Source organism: Amycolatopsis sp. NPDC104775, from assembly GCF_055583325.1.
This window is the reverse complement of the sequence record NZ_JBVJOE010000009.1, coordinates 260,290-279,285: the sequence shown is the minus strand read 5'-3', so window position 1 is coordinate 279,285 and position 18,996 is coordinate 260,290. Positions and strand designations below refer to the sequence as shown.

Below are 18,996 nucleotides of genomic sequence, written 5' to 3'. Positions count from 1 at the left end.
GGGTGTTGTCGGCTGGAACGGCTTGCTGTCGGCGAACCCGTGGCTGGCGGGTGTTCCAGACTGGGTGGCTCAGCCTGCTGCAACAGGGCCCGGCTGGTTCGCCCGCCGCGGTGGTCTCAGCGGGCGGCGGTCGGACTGAGCATGAGCGGCTCGGTCTTCGTTCCGGGCGGCGCGGGGCTTGGGCGAGCTGGAGCGCGTTCGTGCTCGCCGGAGTTGGCGGACGAGCCGGATCCATCGGGTGGGCGGGGCCGTGGAGGCGCGGAGTCCTGCTAAGCCGAGTTCGGCGTGCGTTCGCGGGCACAGCCCGTGAAGGTGCCATCCGTGCGTCGGCCGGGGCGGCAGAGACGGAAAGCTCAGCCGAACCAAATCGCGGCGGGTGACGGGACGGGCTCGCGTCAGCGCGGCGGACGAGACTCAGGCGTCCCCAGCGAGGCTGGAGCGGCGGGCTTCCAGGAAACTTCGCTCGGTGTCGTTGCTGGCCAACGCGATCGCCTCGCCATATGCGGCCGCGGCCTCCGCGGTGCGGCCCAGGCGGGTCAGCAGGTCCGCTCGGGTGGCGGGCAGCAGGTGGTAGCCGGGCAGGTCCAGGGCGTCCACCAAGGCCAGGGCCAGCTCTGGGCCGTGGACTTCGGCTACCGCGACGGCGCGGTTCAGGGCGACCACAGCGGTCGGGGTGTGAGCCAGGAGTTGGTCGTAGAGGGCCAGTACTTGCGGCCAGTCCGTCGCGGCGCCGTCGGTGTGGACGGCGTTGATGGCGGCTTGCAGCTGGTACGGCCCGGGCTGTCCGCGGCGCAGGCATTGGCGTACCAGGGCGTGGCCTTCGGCGATCAGGTCTTGGTTCCACAGGGAGCGGTCCTGCGCGGTGAGCACTACCAGCTCCCCGGAGGAATTGACGCGGGCTGGGCGGCGCGCTTCGGTCAGCAGAAGCAGCGCGAGCAGGCCTTGGACTTCCGGTTCGTCGGGCATCAGGCCGGCCAGGGCGCGGGTCAGGCGGACGGCTTCCAGGCACAGGTCGGTCCGCACCAGGGGGCCGGTGGTCGAGGTATAGCCCTCGTTGAAAACCAGGTACAGCACGGTGAGGACGGAAGCCAGCCGGTCGGGCAGGGCGGCCTCGTCGGGGACTCGGTACGGGATGCCCGCGTCGCGGATCTTCTTTTTGGCGCGGACGATGCGCTGGGCGATCGTCGGTTCCGGGACCAGGTACGCGCGGGCGATTTCGGCGGTGTCCAGACCGCCGAGCAGACGCAGGGTCAGTGCGGTTTGCGCGAGGGGGGACAAGGCTGGGTGACAGCAGGTGAAGATCATCCGCAGCTGGTCGTCGCGCACGGGGCCCGCCTCCGCTGGTTCGTCGGGCTGGTGGAGAAGCAGGGCCTGCGCGTGCCGGGCCTCCCGGGTCGATTCCCGGCGGAGGCGGTCGATCGCGCGGTTTCGGGCGGTGGTCACGATCCAGGCGCCCGGATTGGCTGGCCACGACTCGGCCCAGGCAGTGACGGCGGCGGCGAACGCGTCCTGCACCGCCTCCTCGGCCAATCCGATATCGCCGAGGAGGCGGGTCAGGGTGGCGACGCAGCGGCCGTATTCGGCTCGGTAGACCGCGTCGAGCGTCACGCGATGTCCTCCGGGCCCGCGACGAACGGGCGTACTTCGATGGGGCGGCCGCAGGCTTGCGCGCATTTGCCGGCCCAGGAGATGGCTTCGTCCAGGTCCGCGCACTGGACCACCCAGAAGCCGCCCAGCTGCTCCTTCGTTTCGGCGAACGGGCCGTCGGTCAGGGTGCTGGCACCGTTCGCGGGGCGGACCACCGTGCTGGCGTGCGACGGGCGCAAACCGCCGACGAACACCCAGGCGCCGGCGGCTTTCATGTCGTCGGTGACCTTCGCGGTGCGAGCCATCTGGGCGGCCAGTTCGGCACCGGTCTCCAGCGTGGTTTCGTCAGCGTGGACAGCCAGCAGGTACTGCTTCATGGCGAACTCCTCGAACGGGGTCTCTTACCCTGGCTACGAACGCGCTCGACCCCATTCGACACTTCGGCCAGAAAAACCTGTCACCGTTCTTTGGAGACAGTCGCCAGCAGCTCCGGGCCCCGCGCCGCGAGCCGTCGCTGGGCGAGCGAACCCCACCACCACGCCAGCGCGACGCCGGTCGCGATCCCGGCCGGAACGCCCAGCCATTGCAGCACCGGCAGGTCCGCCAGCTTCCCGGCCACGCCCAGCGCCACCACCGGCACCGCGCCGAGCACGATGAGCAGCGTGGTCGCCAGCATCAGGGCGGCCCGGGCGCACCCGGGACGTCCGCCGGACGACCACGGGCTGCCGCTGCGGCGTTGATCCGGCAGCGGGAAAGCCAGGAAGACCGATTGCAGCATCAGGACCCCGGCTCCGGCTCCCAGGGTGGCCGGGACCAGGCCCAGGACCCAGGGGTAAGCGCTCGGGACGCCGGTGACGCCGGGCAGGACCAGGGCGAGCACCAAGGCCACCGGGGCGACGATCAGGGCCCACGCCAGCTGACGGCCGCGGATGTCGGCGCGCTCGGCACCGGGGACGACCAGCGTGTGCCACAGGGCGCTGCCGTCCATTCCGTACAGGTTGCCGGACTGCATGGACGCGAAAAGCACTACGGCGACACCGAAATACGGCAGCATCGCGGACCGCTCGCCGCCACCGGACAGCGATGGCACGACGGTGATGACGAAGCCGATGAGCAACGTCGACAGCAGGGCGACGCGTCGGCGGGCGTCTCGCCACCAGGTGTGCAGCTCCTTGCGCGCCACGGCTCCCACCGGGGTGGCGGGCAGCAGGCTGCGCCGCGTGCGCGTGCTCTTCGCGCGGGTGCGGGAGGCGCCGCGGAACGAAGGCGTGGTGACCTGGCGGGCCAGCAGAGCGCCCCAGACCACGATGAGAACCACCACGACGCCGAGCAGCGCGGCGAAGAGGCCGCCGACGACGCCCCACTCGCCGGTTCCGGCCGCGTGGACCGCGAGCGTGCCCCAGCCGGAGGGAAGGGCGTGCATGACACTCGTGAAACCGGGCATCTGGCCGCTGACGATCGCCGGGCCGACGCTTCGCATCACGTAGTTCACCGCGACGCCGGACAACCCGGTGAGCGCCACCAGGATGATGCCCAGTTCCTTGCCCTTGCGCGACGTCAGCAACGCCCCGAGCGCTGCCATCACCACGCGGTACAGCAGCACCACGAACGCCAGCTGCAGGACGGTGAACACGAGCCCGACCAACGCGGCTCCGGCGCCGAACCGCAGCCCGTAGAACACCAAGCCGAGGAACGCCAGCAAGCTCACTACCGCCGTGACGCCCACGAAGCTCGCCGCGAGCAGGCCGATCGCCAGCTTGCGCCGGGGGATCGGCAGCAGCGCGAAGTGTTCCGGCCGCAGAGTGTCGTCCCCGCCGCCGGTCGCGATCGGCGCGAGCACCCAGCCCGCCATCCAAACCGCGTAGACCGAGGTGAGCAGGTCGACGGTGATCCGCGCTTCCGGAGCCGGGAACACCGCGACGCCGATGGTGAACAAGGCCGCCAGCAGACCGAAGAGGCCGCCGACGATCATCCCGGCGATCTGCCGCCCGCGCAGCGAATTGCGCAGGACGCGCAGTTTCAGTCGGACGAGGACGCCAACCACGCCAGCCCCTCCGTCCCACCGGTCCGACCGCCGACAATGTGCACGAACGCGTCTTCCAGCGTGCCTTCGCCGCGTACGTCCGCCACCGCGCCCGCGGCGACGACGCGTCCGCGCGTGATCACCGCGACGTGGCTGCACAACTGCTCCACCAACGCCATCACGTGGCTCGACAGCACGACCGCGCCCCCGGAAGCGACGAACCGCTGCAGAATCGTGCGGATCGTCGACGCCGAAACCGGGTCCACCGCTTCGAACGGCTCGTCCAGCACCAGCAGCCGAGGGCCGTGCAGCAACGCCGTCGCGAGGCCGATCTTCTTGCGCATGCCCGCGGAATAGTCGATGACGAGGGTGCGCTCGGCGTCCGTCAGCTCTAGCACGCCGAGAAGTTCCTGGGCGCGTTCGGCGACCGTGTCCGGCGCGAGCCCGCGCAGCAGGCCCATGTACGTCAGCAGTTCCCGCCCGGTGAGCCGCTCCGGAATGGACAATCCGTCCGGAAGAACGCCGATCAGGCTTTTCGCCCGTTCCGGTTCCCGCCACACGTCCACACCGAACACGCGCGCCTCGCCGGCGTCCGGCCGGAGCAGGCCGACCGCCATCGACAGCGACGTCGTTTTCCCCGCGCCGTTCGGGCCGACAAGGCCGAAGAACGACCCGCGCGGCACCTCCAGCCGCACATCGTCTACTGCCAGCGTGGTCCCGAACCGTTTGGTGAGTCCGTAAAGCCCCATGGCCGCGTCGTCGGACACCGGTTCCCCCTTCCCGTGGTGTGCGCCCGACTGTACGCGGGGTCACCGACAAAAAGCGGGCGGACTGGTATCGGAGAGCCGAGGGTCCGGAGTGCCGGACATCGCCAGCAGCCCGCGCACCGCGCGAACGAGCTTGGGCCACGAGGCGGGTTTCCGGACGTCGTAGGCGCGCAGCAGTTGACGGAGCATGGTGAGCGTGTCGAAGTAAATGCGTTCGCACACCAGTTGTTCGTCGGCGTCGAACAGGAAGTACGCGGTCATCCGAACCCGGAACCGCTGTCCGGTCGGCGGGATTTTCCCGAGCGGCCCGCGATGGGTGCCGAGCAGCCAGAACTCGACGATTACCGCATCGGCACTGTGCCGCAGCGCGATGATTTCGTGGTCTTGATCGGGAAAAGCGCGGCGCGTTTCGTCGTAGTAGCCGCGCACCGCGGAATCGCCGTCGTGCACGGTCATCGTCGGCACGATCTCGTAGTGCGGATGCGGGAACGTCGCGAGCACGTCGTCCCAGTCCTGGCGCACCTCGTCGCGGAAATGGTCGAGGACGAGCTTTTGCCGTGCGCGCAGCACTTCGGGTGCGGGGATGGCCAACGGGTCCACGGGTTCCTCCAAACCAGGCGAGCGCAGCCGCAATTTAATCCACGCTGTGGGTTTAAGGCAAGTGCGCCATGATGGAGCCGTGAACACCACGACCCGCCGGGGACGCCCGCGCAAGGGAGACGCCAGGCTGTCGCGGGAAGCGATCCTGACGGCCGCGCTGGAAGTAGCCGACGCCGACGGAGCGGCAGCGGTGAGCATGCGGACCGTCGCGCAGCGCCTCGGCGTGGACGCGAAGAGCCTCTATCACCACATCGACGGCAAAGAAGCCTTGCTCGACGCCGTCGCCGGGCACGTGCTCGGCGGCATCAACCTCCCGGAGCTGACCGGGCAGCCCGAAGAAGACCTCCGCGCGATCGCCCAGTCCTTCCGGAAAGCCACGCGCGCGCATCCGCAAGCCGCGGCGCTGGTCCTAACCAGACAGTTGCCGTCGATCGCCGCGCTCGCCCCGGTCGAGGCGGTGCTTTCGGTGCTGCGCAAGGCAGGCGCGTCACCCGAAGAGGCAGTGCACCTGCTGCGGTCGCTGCTGGCGGTGGTCGTCGGCCCGCTGCTGCGCGAGGCCGGTGCGGGACCGGCGTTCGGCGTCACCGACGAAGCCGGAATCGCCCACCGGCGCACCGAACTGGAGCAGACCGGACTTCCCGCCGTGGTCGAGTCCGCGCCGCATTTGGCCCGGTGCGATCACGAAGCGGAGTTCGCCTTCGCCGTCGAGCTGGCGGTGGCCGCCACGATGCAGCGACTCGCTACTCCCCGCAGGTGATCTTCGGCTGCGGGTTGTAGCGGACCGACCGCGTGTGCCGCGAAACTTCCCGGCCGGACGAGACGTCGCGCAGGATCCGGGTGTCGCTCGCGGTGAAACCGGGCGCGCCGTTGGACGCGTGGCAGTTCTCCGCCGGACCCGGTTTCGTCGGCGGCGGAGTCGGGTTCGTCCGCTCGCCGGGAACCGATTCGACGGTGTAGCGCTTGGTGCCCCACAGTTTCACCGTGATCGACGACGGCGTCCAGATGGTCTGGATCGCGACGCCGGTGTCCGAATCGTTCGTGAACTTAAGGTCGATCACGCTGGCGCCGTTGGGATTTTGGAACACGGTCGCTTCGCGCGCGGCCGGGTAGCGGCTGATGTAGTAGCTGTGTTCCTTGTGCCCGGCGTCCTTCATTCCGGAGAAATACGCCGCGTTGTACAGCGTGGTGGCGAACTGCGAAATGCCGCCGCCGACCTCGCGGGCGGGCGCGCCGTTCTCGATCACGCCCGCCTCGACGTAGCCCTGCGGACGCCCGCGCGGACCGGTGAACCCGTTGAGGCTGAACGTTTCTCCCGGTTTCACGATCGCGCCGTCGACCTTCTCGGCGACCACCCGGATGTTCGTGCCGGAATCGGGGGCGAACCCGCCGGTGCTGAATTCGCCGATGACTTCCTTGACGCCCAGCTTGTCCGCCTGCTCGGTGGTGACCTTCGCGGGCGTCTTCTTGTAGATCGCCTTGAGCTCGCGCGCATCGGTCTGCTTGAGCGTGTTCGGCAGCGGCTTGAGGCTCTGTTCCCAGTCGACCGTGTTGCCGTCCGCGGACGGTTCGACGACCGGTTTGCCGCCGGAGAACGCGATGGCCGCGTCCTTGCCCTCCTGCTCGGTGGACTTGAGCTGCGGCGCGAGCACGTCGGTGACCTTCTTCGGATCGACCTGCGGCGCGAGGCCGCCGCCGTCGCCGGGCACGAACGTGAGTGCTCCGGCGATCTGCTCCGGCGTCAGCGTCGCGTCCGCGCCTTCGCCCTTGACGACGATCGGCGCGGACACCGCGGGCTTGGCGAACTCCGCGAGCGCCCGCTGCACGCCCTCGGCAGTGGTGCGCACCGGCGTCGGCGCGACCGGAAGCGTCAGCTCGCTGCCCGAAGCCCAGCCGCTCAGCACCTTCGCCCGCGCGGCCGCGACGTCCAGTTTCTGCCCGGCCTGCGGCGGGACCGCGACCGGCGTGGTGCCGTCGAACCGGATCGTGCCCTCCACCGGCTCCCGGTCGACGCGGCCGCGTAGCTCCTCGAGCGCCGGGTCGAGCTTCTCGCTCTCGACGTGCGACACGACGCCCAGTTCCCGCGTGCTGAAGAACGAAGCGAGCCGGGTGAAGGGGTTGACCGGCTGGTCGCCCGCCTGGTCGAGGGTGCCGCTCCAGTCGAGCCCGAGCCCGGCCTCGGTCGGCGACAGCTTGGTGTGCGCGTTGCCCGCGGTGACGGTGAGCGGCTGGGTGAGCCGGGGTTCGATCTTTCCGCGCAGCTCGCGTTCGGCGACCGGCCGCTCCAGCCCGCCGACGTCCACGCCGGCCACGACGACGCCGCGCGGCACCCGGCCCTGGCTGGTCAGCAGGTCGATGAGGTAGGCGACGACCAGCACGCCGAGCACGCCGCCGCTGATCCAGCCGGCTTTGCGCAGGCCGCGCTTGCGCGGCGGGGCCGGAGGTTCCTCGGGCGGCACGACCGGCAGGATGTCGGTCTGGTCGCTGTCGGTTTCCGGCCAGCGCGGTTCGTACTGCACCTCACGACCCCTTCGATTCGCTGCGGTCAGGGTCACAGCGTACGGGCCGAGCCGGACATGCCGGACTACTGCCCCCAGCGGAACAAACCGGTCACCCCGCGTCCGGTTCCGGGTTGTCGCCGGCGCGGGCGAGAAAGTCGAAGTCGCAGCCCTCGTCGGCCTGCGTGATGTGCTCCGCGTACAGCGCACCGTAGCCTCGTTCGAACCGTGGCGCGGGGGCCGCCCACGAAGCGAGACGACGCTCGAGTTCGGTGTCGTCCACGTGCAGCCGCAAGGTCCGGGCGGGCACGTCCAGAGTGATCAGATCGCCGTCGCGGACGAGCGCGAGCGGCCCGCCGACGTGCGATTCCGGTGCCACGTGCAGCACGCACGCGCCGTAGCTGGTGCCGCTCATCCGGGCGTCGGAGATCCGCACCATGTCCCGCACGCCTTGTTCCAGCAGGTGCGCCGGGATCGGCAGCATGCCGTACTCGGGCATTCCCGGGCCGCCGAGCGGACCGGATCCGCGCAGTACCAGCACGGAATCCGCGGTGATGCCCAGCGCCGGGTCGTCGATGCGGTTCTTCAAGTCCGCGTAGTTGTCGAAAACCACTGCCGGACCGGTGTGCGTGAGCAAGGCGGGATCGGCGGCGATGTGCTTGATCACCGCGCCGCCGGGAGCGAGGTTGCCCCGCAGCACGGCCACGCCGCCCTCGCTGGCGACGGGATTGTCGCGCGGGCGGATCACGTCGTCGTTGTGCACGCGGGCGTCGGCGAGCGAGTCGGCGAGGGGGCGTCCGGTGACGGTGATCCGGTCGAGGTGCAGCAGGTCGGTCAGGCGGGACAGCAGTCCGGGCAGCCCGCCCGCGTAATAGAAATCTTCCATCAGCCAGTCGCCGCCCGGCCGGATGTTCGCCAGCACCGGCACCCGGCGGGCGATCGCGTCGAAATCCTGCAGGGACACCGAAATCCCGCTGCGCCCGGCCATCGCGATCAGGTGGATCACCGCGTTGGTCGACCCGCCGAGCGCCAGCACGGTCGTGATCGCGTCGGCGTACGCGCGTTCGTCGAGGATCTTCGCGATCGTGAGGTCTTCCCACACCATGCCCACGATTCTCGCGCCGCTCGCCGCGGCCATCCGGTGGTGCGCGGAATCGACCGCCGGGATCGATGCCGCGCCGGGCAGCGTCAGTCCCAGCACCTCGGCCGCGGACGTCATGGTCGACGCGGTGCCCATCGTCATGCAGTGGCCGGGGGAGCGGGCGAGGCCGCGTTCCAGTTCGGCCAGCTCGCGGTCGCCGATCGTGCCCGCGCGCCGCTCGTCCCAGTATTTCCACATGTCCGTGCCGCTGCCGAGCACTTCGCCGCGCCAGTGTCCGCGCAGCATCGGACCGGCGGGCACGAAAATCGACGGCAGACCGGCGCTCGCCGCACCCATCAGCAACGCCGGCGTGGTCTTGTCGCAGCCGCCCATCAGCACCGCGCCGTCGACCGGGTACGACCGCAGCAGTTCCTCGGTCTCCATCGCCAGCAGGTTCCGGTACAGCATCGGGGTCGGCTTCTGGTAGGTCTCCGACAGCGTCGCCACCGGGAATTCCAGCGGGAACCCGCCCGCCTGCCACACGCCGCGCTTGACCTGCTCCGCGCGTTCGCGCAGGTGCTGGTGGCACGGGTTGATGTCGCTCCAGGTGTTGAGGATGCCGATGACCGGCTTGCCGAGGTGTTCCCCCGGCTCGTAGCCGAGCTGCCGGGCGCGCGTGCGGTGGCTGAAATTCCGCAGGTCGCCGCCGCCGAACCAGCGGTGGCTGCGCAGGTCCTCGGGTGCCTTCATGCTGCGCGTCCTCTCGGTCGACGGATGGCATCTGATATATGATCGTACGTGTCAACGCTCGGAGACGCTCGCCTGGTTGAATGTGCGGGGACGAGCGAGAAAGCCAGGAGGGTCGGCATGCCGTCCACGTTCAGCCTCCCCGCTTCCCGCACCGAGGTGGTGCTGGAGGAGATCCGGCGCGGCATCCTCGCCCGCGAGCTGGTGCCCGGTCAGCAGCTGGTGGAGGCGGAGCTGGCCGCGCGGCTCGGGGTGTCGAAGACGCCGGTGCGCGAGGCGCTCAAGGTGCTGTCCAACACCGGGCTGGTCACGTTCAGCCCGTACAAGGGCGCGTCGGTGTGCGTGGTCGACGCGGAGCTGGCGCGGTCGGTCTACGACGTGCGGATGGTCCTGGAGCCGGAAGCGCTGCGCCGCGCGGTGCGGGCTTCGGACCGCGCGTCGTTCGACGAGGCCGCGCAGGTCCTCAAGGAAGCTTCGGACGCGGATGCCGATCAGACCACGCTGAGCCTGCTGAACCGGCGGTTCCACCGCGCGCTGTACGCGGGCTGCGGCAACCCGCTGATGGTGTCGATGCTGGACGACCTGCGCGACCGGGCGGCGTTGATCACCGTGGTCGGCTGGGACGCGAAGCCCAGCTGGCGCAAGGAATGGAACGAGCACAAGGCGGTGCTCGCCGCCGCGAAGAAGGGCGACGAGGACGGCGCGGCCGAGCTGCTGCGCGCGCACATCGCGGCGTTCCTCGACCATGTGCTCGAAGCGATCGGGGAGGAGTGACGGCGTGCGGTTGCTGCTCGTCGCGGACACCCACCTGCCGAAGCGGGCGAAGGAACTGCCCGCGCAGGTCTGGGACGAAGTCGCGCAAGCCGACGTCGTGGTGCACGCGGGCGACTGGGTCGACGTGGACACTCTTGACGCTCTTGAGGCCCGCAGCGCCCGGCTGATCGGCGTGTACGGCAACAACGACGGCCCTGAATTGCGGAAACGCCTGCCTGAGGTCGCCCGGGAGACGCTGGACGGCGTCCGGCTGGCGGTGGTCCACGAGACCGGTGACGCGAAGAGCCGCGAGGCCCGGTGCGACGCGTTGTATCCCGACGTTGACGTGCTGGTCTTCGGGCACAGCCACATCCCGTGGGACACAGTGACGCCCGGCGGGCTGCGGCTGCTCAACCCCGGTTCGCCCACCGACCGGCGGCGGCAGCCGTTCTGCACCTACCAAACCGCGGAGATCCGCGACAGCCGGCTCGAAAACGTCGAGCTGCACGAGCTGCCCCGGCGCGGCTGAGCGGGTAGAACAGGAGTCATGGACCCGGCCCGCGCCCTGCGCGACATCGCCTTCCAGCTCGAACGCGCCGGTGAGCCGACGTACCGGGTGCGCGCGTTCCGTCAGGCGGCCGCGGTGGTCGAGCGGCTCTCTGAGGACGAGCTGGCGTCGCGCGTCGCCGCGAAGACGCTTCAAGCGTTGAAGGGCATAGGCAAGGCCACTGCCGGGGTCATCGAGGACGCGTGGCACGACCGTACGCCCGCGTACGCGGCGAAGGTGCCCGCAAGCAAGCTGCCGGACGGCGGTGCGCTGCGTACGGCCCTTCGCGGCGACTGCCACACGCACTCCGACTGGTCGGACGGCGGCAGCCCGATCGCCGAGATGGCCGAGACGGCACGCGACCTGGGGCACGAGTGGATCGTGCTCACCGACCATTCGCCGCGGCTGACCGTCGCGCGCGGCCTCTCCGCGGAGCGGCTGCGGGCGCAGATGGACGAGGTCGCGCGGGTGAACGAGCAGCTGGCTCCGTTTCGCCTGCTGCACGGCATCGAGGTCGACATCCTCGACGACGGTGCGCTCGACCAGACCGAGAAGCTGCTGGACCGGCTGGACTTCGTGGTGGCGAGCGTGCACTCGAAACTGCGGATGCCCGCGCGGGAGATGACGCCGCGGATGCTGGCCGCGGTCGAGAATCCGCACGTCCGCGTGCTCGGGCACTGCACCGGACGGCTGGTCGGCGGACGCAGCAGGCCGGAGTCGCAGTTCGACTCGGAGAAGGTGTTCACCGCCTGCCGCGAGAACGGGGTGGCGGTGGAGATCAACTCGCGGCCGGACCGGCTCGATCCGCCGATGCGGCTGCTGCGCCAGGCGGCCGAGCTGGGCTGCGAGTTCGCGATCGACAGCGACGCGCACGCGCCCGGTCAGCTCGATTGGCAGGCGTACGGCTGCGAGCGCGCGGAAAAGGCGGGCATCGGCCCGGACCAGGTGGTCAACACGCGGACGGCCGAGCAGTTATTGCGATGACGGGCTTCCGCGCGGGATCGAGCCAGCGCAGGACAGCGACGAGGTCGTCGGGTTCCAGCGCGACGCAGCCAGCGGTCGGTCCGCCGGTGGCGACGTGCAGGAAGAACGCCGAACCGGCACCGGGCACGACGGGCGATCGGTTGTAGTCGATCACCACCGCGTGCGCGTATGCCGGACCCGCGGCACCGAGGTTCTCTCCGGCGGTTTCGTCGAAGGGACCTGAGGCGCCTCGGTAATGCGTGTTGTAGAGCGGAGAGTGCACATCGGACACCCACCAGTCCGAAGTGGTCACTTGCCGGTAGGGGAGCCGGGTGCCGGGATTCGCAGCGATGCCGAACGCCTCGGTGAGCGGCCAGGTTCCAGCGGGCGTAACGGAAATCCCTTCGCGCGCGACACCGATTCCTTGCGCGCCGACCTCCGCTGGGTACGGACCGAGAGTCCGTACCCAGCGGCCGCGGTCGTGGTCCCACCCGGACGCGCTGTGCGCGTCGACCGCGAGAATCTGCTGGGGGTTCAGTTGATTTCGTACGGGTCGCCGTAGACCTTCCACTTCAGCGGAGTGTGCAGATCGAGGTTGCCGTCGTTGAGGAACACCAGCTGCTCAGTGTCGACGCGGGAGGTGTCCGCGTGCGCTTCTTCCTTTTTCATGACCACCTTGCGCGCGTCGAGGAACGCCTTGAGGTAAGCGGTTTCGTCGCCGCCTTGGGCGGGCGGCTTCGCCTGCGACAGCGCGGCGTCGCGGATGCCGCCGAAGCTGTCGGTGCTCGTTCCGGGGCCGTGCATCACGATGGCGTCGTAGTAGATGAACTGGCCGAGCGCGCCGAGACCGTCCGACTTGGCCTGGTTCACCGCGGGGTCGAAGTACACGCGGTCGCGTTCGGTGTTCTGCGCGGCCTGGAATTCCTCGGTGCCCGCGGCTCCTTTCCACGCGCTTTCGAAGGCGGAGCCGAGACCCTCGTGCGAATCGGAGCCGTTGACTTTCTCCAGCGCGGGCAGGAATTTCGCCAGCGGGTTGTCCGGCACCGCTTGGGTGTAGGCCCGCACCAGTTCGAGCATGTCGCCGGTGCCCGAGCAGAACCCGATGATGCCCGCGGTGTACCCGCGGCCGTCCTTGATATCCTCGATGTAGGCGTATTGCTTTTTCCAGTCGAGCGACGAGTTTTCCGCGCTCGACACCAGCTGCATCGCGATCTCCTTCTTCTCCGGAGACGCGAGGTCGCCGCCCGAACCCAGCACAGACGCCGAGGCGGCGAGCGGGGCGGGCACGGCGGCGGCCGAGAGACCGGGGGTGCTGAACACGAGGGCGAGGGCCGAGGCAGCCGTGAGACCGGCGACCAGCGTGGGCCGCATCGTCTTGCGCATGAGGGGAATCCCTTTCCGCGGTACGTGGGCAAGGCGGCCGGACCGGCGAATGGACCGGTTCCGGGTACTGCTGCGGCGTAGCGCCACGATAACCGAGCGTGAAGCGGCAGGGCAAGGGATGCGCCGAGGTTTCACGGATGTGAATCTCGCTGGTCCACTATGGACGATAGAAACTGCCTGAAAGCGCGCGAAAAACAGCCAGGGCAACCGGATCCGGCACCAGTCTGTCTATTGTGGACTCAAGACGGAGCGTCCGGCACACATTAAAGACATGGTAAACTTGCCCCGAGATGACGACTGCTGCCGCCGCTTCCGCGCCGCGGCACCGGTCCATCCTCGTCCTGCTGCTCGCCGCGCTGCTTCTGCTGGGCGTGGCCGTCCCCGGCCCAGGACCGGCAGGCCCGCGCCCGCTCGACCCCGCACCTGTCCTGGTTCAGGAACAAGGCCCGCATCTGGTTGCCGCGCACCCGCTGCCGCTCGCCGACGCCCCGGGCGAAATCCGCCTTGCCCGGCCGGATCGGCGCACCGTCCCGGCCGCCGCCACGTCGCCGGTCGAACTGGATCGCGCACCCGCGCCCGCCGCGGCGCGAGCCCCTCCCTGCTGCTGAGTACTCGCTCCCCGCCTGTACCCGGCTCTTGAGAGGACAACCATGAGCAACGGTCATGCTTTGCTGGCCGTCGGCGGCGCGTTTCTCGCCGCCGGCGCCCTCGCCCGCGTCGGCTCCCGGATCGGGCTGCCCACGATCCCCCTGTTCATGCTGGCCGGTTTCGTCTTCGGCCCGCACACCCCCGGACTGTCCCTTGTGGACGATCCGGCCGAGTTCGGCGTCCTGGCCGGGCTCGGGCTCGTGTTCCTGCTCTTCTATCTCGGACTGGAGTTCTCGCTCGACGACCTCGCCCGCGGCGGCGCCAGACTCGCCTGGGCGGGGCTGGCGTACCTGGTGCTGAACGTCGGCGGCGGGCTCGCATTCGGGTTCGCACTGGGCTGGGGCGCGCGCGAGGCGCTGGTGATCGCCGGCGCGATCGGCATCTCGTCCTCGGCCATCGTCACCAAACTGCTTCTGGAAACCCGGCGGATGAACAACCGGGAATCCCGCCTGATCATGGGCATCATCGTGCTGGAGGACCTGTTCCTCGCGCTGTATCTGGCGCTGCTGCAGCCGGTGCTGAGCGGCGCGGACGGATTCGGCGCGGCGCTCGCCGACTTCGGCAAGGCGTTCGGCTTCCTGCTCGTGCTCGCCGCGCTGGCCCGCTGGGGCGGACGGCTGGTGTCGCGATTGTTCGGCTCGGCGGACGACGAACTGCTCACCGTCTGCTTCGTCGGCGTGGCCGTGCTCGGCGCCGCGGTGGCCGAGGAAGTGGGCGTGTCCGACGCGATCGGCGCGTTCATGGTCGGCATGATGCTCGGCAATTCCCAGGTCGCGCCGCGGGTGCACAAGCTGGTGCTGCCGCTGCGGGACGCGTTCGGCGCGTTGTTCTTCTTCATCTTCGGGCTGTCGATCGACCCGGGCGCGGTCGGCACGGTCGTCCTTCCGGTGCTCGCCGCGGTCGCGCTGACGCTGGTGCTCAACCTCGCCGCCGGGGCGTTCGCCGCCCGGCTGCACGGCTTCGACCGGCAGGAGGGCGTGAACATCGGCCTGACCGTGCTAACCCGGGGCGAGTTCTCGCTGGTGCTGGCGTCGATGGCGACCGCGGCCGGACTGGACTCGCGGGTGGCCCCGTTCGTCGCCGGGTATGTGCTGCTCCTGGCGGTGATCGGACCGCTCGCCGTGCTCCGCTCGGACCGGCTGACCTGGCTGCTTCCGGCCAAGCTGGTGCGGCCGCGCCCGGCCCCGGTGCCGTGAGCCGGGGACGCCGGGCTGTCACTCGCGGCATATTCGGAAGCCACGACGGTCACGCACGGCTATCCTTGGCCCAAGTATGTCCACTCCATCTCCCCTCGCAGAGCTGCGCGCCCAGCTGCCCGAATTGATGCTGCGCGACGAGCACCGGCTCCGCCGTCGTCTCGACGGCGCGCGCCGGTCTCGCGACAAGCAGCAGACGGCCGAGCGCATCGCCGCCGACGTCGAAACGGCGCTGCTGCGCGTGCAGCAGCGCCGCGAAAGCGTGCCGAAGATCGAGTACCCCGCCGAGCTGCCGGTCAGCAGGCTCAAGGACGAAATCGGCGACGCGATCCGCGACCACCAGGTCGTGATCGTCGCGGGGGAGACCGGGTCGGGCAAGACCACGCAGCTGCCCAAGATCTGCCTGGAGCTGGGCCGCGGCGTGCGCGGGCAGATCGGGCACACCCAGCCGCGCCGGCTGGCCGCGCGCACGGTCGCCGACCGCATCGCCAGCGAGCTGAACACCGAACTGGGCGACACCGTCGGCTACAAGGTCCGGTTCACCGACCAGTCCGGCCAGGACACCCTGGTCAAGCTGATGACCGACGGCATCCTGCTGGCCGAGATCCAGACCGACCGGATGCTGCGCCAGTACGACACGCTGATCATCGACGAGGCGCACGAGCGCAGCCTCAACATCGACTTCATCCTCGGCTACCTCAAGCAGCTGCTGCCGCGCCGTCCCGACCTGAAAGTCGTCATCACCTCGGCGACCATCGACCCGGAACGGTTCTCGCGGCACTTCGACGACGCCCCGATCGTCGAGGTCTCCGGCCGGACCTACCCGGTCGAGGTGCGCTACCGCCCGCTCGTGGACCCGGACGACCCCGAGGGCGACCCGGACCGCGACCAGACGCAGGCGATCGCCGAGGCCGTGCGGGAGCTGTCCGGCGAAGCCCCGGGCGACATCCTCGTGTTCCTCTCCGGCGAACGCGAGATCCGCGACACCGCGGACGTGCTGAACCGGCTGGAACTGCGGAACACCGAGGTGCTGCCGCTGTACGCGCGGCTGTCCGCGGCCGATCAGCAGCGCGTGTTCCAGCGGCACACCGGACGGCGGATCGTGCTGGCCACGAACGTCGCCGAGACGTCGCTGACCGTGCCCGGGATCAAGTACGTGATCGACCCGGGCACCGCGCGCATTTCGCGCTACAGCCACCGCACGAAGGTGCAGCGGTTGCCGATCGAGGCAATTTCGCAGGCGTCGGCGAACCAGCGCAAGGGCCGCTGCGGGCGTACCTCCGACGGCATCTGCATCCGGCTGTACTCCGAGGAAGATTTCGAGTCGCGGCCGGAGTTCACCGATCCGGAGATCCTGCGGACGAACCTGGCGTCGGTCATCCTGCAGATGACCTCGCTCGGCCTCGGCGACATGAACGCGTTCCCGTTCGTGGAGCCGCCGGACCGCCGCCAGGTCACCGACGGCGTCCAGCTGTTGCAGGAACTCGGCGCGTTCGAGACCGGCGATTCCTCGAAGCTCACCGAGGTCGGCCGCAAGCTCGCCCTGCTGCCGGTCGACCCGCGGATGGGCCGGATGGTGCTGGAGGCCGCGCGGAACGGCTGCGTGCGCGAGGTGATGATCATCGCCGCCGCACTGTCCATTCAGGACCCGCGCGAGCGACCGGCGGAGAAACAGCAGGCCGCCGACGCGCAGCACGCCCGGTTCGCCGACCCGACGTCGGACTTCCTCTCCTACCTCAAGCTGTGGGACTACGTCAGCGAACAGCAGAAGACGTTGAGCGGCAACCAGTTCCGCCGGATGTGCCGCGCCGAGTACCTGAACTACCTGCGCATCCGCGAATGGCAGGACATCTTCGGCCAGCTGCGCCAGCTCGCCAAACCGCTCGGCATCACCCTCAGCACCACGCCCGCCGAACCGCAGCGGGTGCACACGGCGCTGATTTCCGGGCTGCTGTCGCACATCGGGCTCAAAGACCCGGCGAAGGGCGACTACCTCGGCGCGCGCGGAGCCCGGTTCTCGGTGTTCCCCGGTTCGGCGCTGTTCAAGAAGCAGCCGCGCTGGGTGATGTCGGCCGAACTGGTGGAGACGTCGCGGCTGTGGGGCCGGGTCAACGCGCGGATCGAGCCGGACTGGGTCGAACCGCTCGCGCAGCACGTCGTGAAGCGTTCGTATTCGGAGCCGCACTGGGAGCGCAAACAGGGCGCGGTGATGGCGACCGAGAAGGTGACGCTGTACGGCGTGCCGCTGGTCGCCGACCGGCGGGTGAACTACGGCCGGATCGACCCGGAGATCTCGCGCGCGATGTTCATCCGGCACGCGCTGGTCGAGGGCGACTGGCAGACGAACCACCGGTTCTTCGCGGAGAATCGCGCGCTGCTGGACGAGGTCGAGGACCTGGAGAACCGGGCCCGGCGGCGCGACATCCTGGTGGACGACCAGACGCTGTACGAGTTCTACGACGCGCGCGTGCCCGAGGACGTCGTGTCCGTGCGGCACTTCGACAGCTGGTGGAAGAAGGCGCGGCGGACCGAGCCGGATCTGCTGTCCTTCGAGAAGTCCATGCTCATCAACGAAGTCGCGGGCGCGGTCCGGGAATCGGACTACCCGGACTCGTGGACGCAGGGCACGCACGTCTTCAAGCTGACCTACCAGTTCGAGCCCGGCGCGGACGCCGACGGCGTGACCGTGCACATCCCACTGCCGGTGCTGAACCAGGTGACGCCGGACGGTTTCGACTGGCAGGTGCCCGGCCTGCGCGGAGAATTGGCGACCCAGCTGATCAAATCGCTGCCGAAAGCGTTGCGGCGCAACTTCGTCCCGGCCCCCGACACCGCCGCCGACGCGCTGACGCGAATGTCCCCTTCGGACGGCCCGCTGCTCGACATCCTCGGCGACGAACTGCACGCGATGCGCGGCATCGACATCCCGCATTCGGCGTGGGACCTTTCGGCGGTGCCGGACCATCTCCGGATGACCTTCCGCGTGGTGGACGAGCGCGGCAAGCGGGTGGCCGAGGGCAAGGATCTGGACGAGCTGAAACGCCGCCTCGCGCCGCGCGTGCGGGAGACGATTTCCAAGGCCGCCAACAGCATCGAGAAGGCCGGCCTGGTGCAGCCGTCGTTCGGCGAACTGCCGAAGGTGTTCGCGTCCACCCGGCGCGGCCACGACGTGAAGGCGTACCCGGCGCTGGTGGACGAGGGGTCGTCGGTGGCCGTGCGGCTGCTCGACACCCCGGCCGAACAGCAGCACGCGATGTGGACCGGCACGCGGCGGATGCTGCGGCTGAACCTGAACTCGCCGATGAAGTTCATCACGCGGTCGCTGTCGAACTCCTCGAAACTCGTGCTGAACCGGAATCCGCACGGCAGCGTGGCGGCTCTGCTGGAGGACTGCGTCGACTGCGCGGTGGACGCGCTGATGGCCGCGGCGGGCGGCCCGGTCTGGGACGAGGCGGGTTTCGCCGCGCTGCTGGACAAGGTGCGCGCCGGGTTGAACCCGAAGGTGCTGGAGGTGCTGACGGAGGTCGAGCGGATCCTGCGCGCGGCCATCGACGTCGAAACGCGCCTGGCGGACACCCGCGGCCCAGCCGAGTCGCTGGCGGACGTCCGGCGCCAGCTGGACGGCTTGGTGCACGCGGGCTTCGTGACGGAAACGGGGGCCGACCGCCTGCCGAACGTGGTCCGCTACCTGCGCGGCATCGAGCGGCGGCTGGAGAAGCTGCCGCTGGAGCAGACCCGGGACCTGCAGCGCATGGCCGACGTCGCGTGGATCACGAAGGAGTACGAGGACGCGGTGGCCGCACTGCCGCCGGGGACGTCTTCGCCCGCGCTGGCGGAGGTGCGGTGGATGATCGAGGAGCTCCGGGTGAGCTTCTTCGCGCAGACCTTGGGGACGGCGCATCCGGTGTCGCTGAAGCGGATCACCAAGGCGCTGGACGACGCGCTGGCCTGAGCCCGCGGTCTTGGCTGACGCTGGCCGGACCGGGGTGCGGTTGTTCGGCGGGGCGCGGTCGTGCGGGCGTTTAGGGGCGGCGCGGCTGGCCGCGCAGCGGTAACCGGTGCGGCGGGGCTGTCGTTCGCAGAGCCCTCGGTCCCGGCTGATGCTGTTCGGGGTCTTGTGTGGTTGTTCGGCGGTTGCGTGGTCGTGTGGGCGTTTGGCGACGGCGCGTCTGGGCGCGCAGCCGTGACCGGTGTAGCGGACTGCCG

General features: G+C 69.9%; 16 protein-coding genes. 7 read left to right on the top strand and 9 right to left on the bottom strand.

Annotated elements, in window-relative coordinates; all coding sequences use genetic code 11:
- Positions 1 to 414 precede the first annotated feature (414 nt).
- From ACZ63D_RS33955 to ACZ63D_RS33935, 5 genes are all read right to left on the bottom strand, one after another.
- Positions 415 to 1,608: an RNA polymerase sigma factor gene (locus tag ACZ63D_RS33955; protein WP_465358398.1), complete on the bottom strand. Its 1,194-nt coding sequence runs from the start codon at positions 1,606 to 1,608 to the stop codon at positions 415 to 417.
- Positions 1,605 to 1,964: a YciI family protein gene (locus ACZ63D_RS33950; protein WP_465358397.1), complete on the bottom strand. Its 360-nt coding sequence runs from the start codon at positions 1,962 to 1,964 to the stop codon at positions 1,605 to 1,607. Before ACZ63D_RS33950 ends, ACZ63D_RS33955 begins: the two co-directional genes overlap by 4 nt.
- Positions 1,965 to 2,044: 80 nt before the next feature.
- Positions 2,045 to 3,631 carry a hypothetical protein gene (locus tag ACZ63D_RS33945; RefSeq protein WP_465358396.1) on the bottom strand — a complete coding sequence of 529 codons (1,587 nt, stop codon included), beginning with the start codon at positions 3,629 to 3,631 and terminating at the stop codon, positions 2,045 to 2,047.
- On the bottom strand, positions 3,607 to 4,377 hold the full coding sequence (locus ACZ63D_RS33940; protein WP_037817506.1) for an ATP-binding cassette domain-containing protein: 771 nt from the start codon (positions 4,375 to 4,377) through the stop codon (positions 3,607 to 3,609). The genes ACZ63D_RS33945 and ACZ63D_RS33940 overlap by 25 nt, the downstream gene beginning before the upstream one ends.
- A 42-nt stretch (positions 4,378 to 4,419) precedes the next feature.
- Complete coding sequence (locus ACZ63D_RS33935) at positions 4,420 to 4,977, bottom strand: ester cyclase (protein WP_465358395.1); 558 nt, start codon at positions 4,975 to 4,977, stop codon at positions 4,420 to 4,422.
- Between the two features lie 79 nt (positions 4,978 to 5,056).
- Here ACZ63D_RS33935 and ACZ63D_RS33930 point away from each other — a divergent pair, with 79 nt between their 5' ends.
- Positions 5,057 to 5,734, top strand: a complete 678-nt coding sequence (locus ACZ63D_RS33930) for a TetR family transcriptional regulator (protein WP_465358394.1) — start codon at positions 5,057 to 5,059, stop codon at positions 5,732 to 5,734.
- Here ACZ63D_RS33930 and ACZ63D_RS33925 read toward each other — a convergent pair.
- Positions 5,718 to 7,493: a VanW family protein gene (locus ACZ63D_RS33925; protein ID WP_465358393.1), complete on the bottom strand. Its 1,776-nt coding sequence runs from the start codon at positions 7,491 to 7,493 to the stop codon at positions 5,718 to 5,720. The genes ACZ63D_RS33930 and ACZ63D_RS33925 overlap by 17 nt on opposite strands.
- Positions 7,494 to 7,584: 91 nt before the next feature.
- A complete protein-coding gene (araD, locus tag ACZ63D_RS33920) occupies positions 7,585 to 9,303 on the bottom strand; it encodes an L-arabinonate dehydratase (protein ID WP_465358392.1) in 1,719 nt (572 codons plus the stop codon).
- A gap of 117 nt (positions 9,304 to 9,420) precedes the next feature.
- Here araD and ACZ63D_RS33915 point away from each other — a divergent pair, with 117 nt between their 5' ends.
- The 3 genes from ACZ63D_RS33915 to ACZ63D_RS33905 are packed head-to-tail and all read left to right on the top strand — an operon-like array spanning position 9,421 to position 11,584.
- Positions 9,421 to 10,074: a GntR family transcriptional regulator gene (locus ACZ63D_RS33915; protein ID WP_465358391.1), complete on the top strand. Its 654-nt coding sequence runs from the start codon at positions 9,421 to 9,423 to the stop codon at positions 10,072 to 10,074.
- Positions 10,075 to 10,078: 4 nt separating this feature from the next.
- Complete coding sequence (locus tag ACZ63D_RS33910) at positions 10,079 to 10,582, top strand: metallophosphoesterase family protein (RefSeq protein WP_465358390.1); 504 nt, start codon at positions 10,079 to 10,081, stop codon at positions 10,580 to 10,582.
- A gap of 18 nt (positions 10,583 to 10,600) precedes the next feature.
- Positions 10,601 to 11,584: a PHP domain-containing protein gene (locus ACZ63D_RS33905; RefSeq protein ID WP_465358389.1), complete on the top strand. Its 984-nt coding sequence runs from the start codon at positions 10,601 to 10,603 to the stop codon at positions 11,582 to 11,584.
- Here the strand turns inward: ACZ63D_RS33905 and ACZ63D_RS33900 are convergent.
- Positions 11,550 to 12,134 (bottom strand): L,D-transpeptidase family protein, encoded by a 585-nt coding sequence (locus tag ACZ63D_RS33900; RefSeq protein ID WP_465358388.1) that lies wholly within the window; start codon positions 12,132 to 12,134, stop codon positions 11,550 to 11,552. The genes ACZ63D_RS33905 and ACZ63D_RS33900 overlap by 35 nt on opposite strands.
- Positions 12,098 to 12,946 (bottom strand): chitosanase, encoded by an 849-nt coding sequence (locus ACZ63D_RS33895; RefSeq protein ID WP_465358387.1) that lies wholly within the window; start codon positions 12,944 to 12,946, stop codon positions 12,098 to 12,100. Before ACZ63D_RS33895 ends, ACZ63D_RS33900 begins: the two co-directional genes overlap by 37 nt.
- Positions 12,947 to 13,236: 290 nt before the next feature.
- Here ACZ63D_RS33895 and ACZ63D_RS33890 point away from each other — a divergent pair, with 290 nt between their 5' ends.
- From ACZ63D_RS33890 to hrpA, 3 genes are all read left to right on the top strand, one after another.
- Positions 13,237 to 13,554 (top strand): hypothetical protein, encoded by a 318-nt coding sequence (locus ACZ63D_RS33890; RefSeq protein WP_465358386.1) that lies wholly within the window; start codon positions 13,237 to 13,239, stop codon positions 13,552 to 13,554.
- Between the two features lie 42 nt (positions 13,555 to 13,596).
- Complete coding sequence (locus ACZ63D_RS33885; RefSeq protein ID WP_465358385.1) at positions 13,597 to 14,790, top strand: cation:proton antiporter; 1,194 nt, start codon at positions 13,597 to 13,599, stop codon at positions 14,788 to 14,790.
- 76 nt (positions 14,791 to 14,866) lie between these two features.
- The gene (hrpA, locus tag ACZ63D_RS33880; RefSeq protein ID WP_465358384.1) at positions 14,867 to 18,742 is read left to right on the top strand and encodes an ATP-dependent RNA helicase HrpA; all 3,876 of its coding nucleotides are present in this window, start codon (positions 14,867 to 14,869) and stop codon (positions 18,740 to 18,742) included.
- The last annotated feature ends 254 nt before the right edge of the window (positions 18,743 to 18,996 follow it).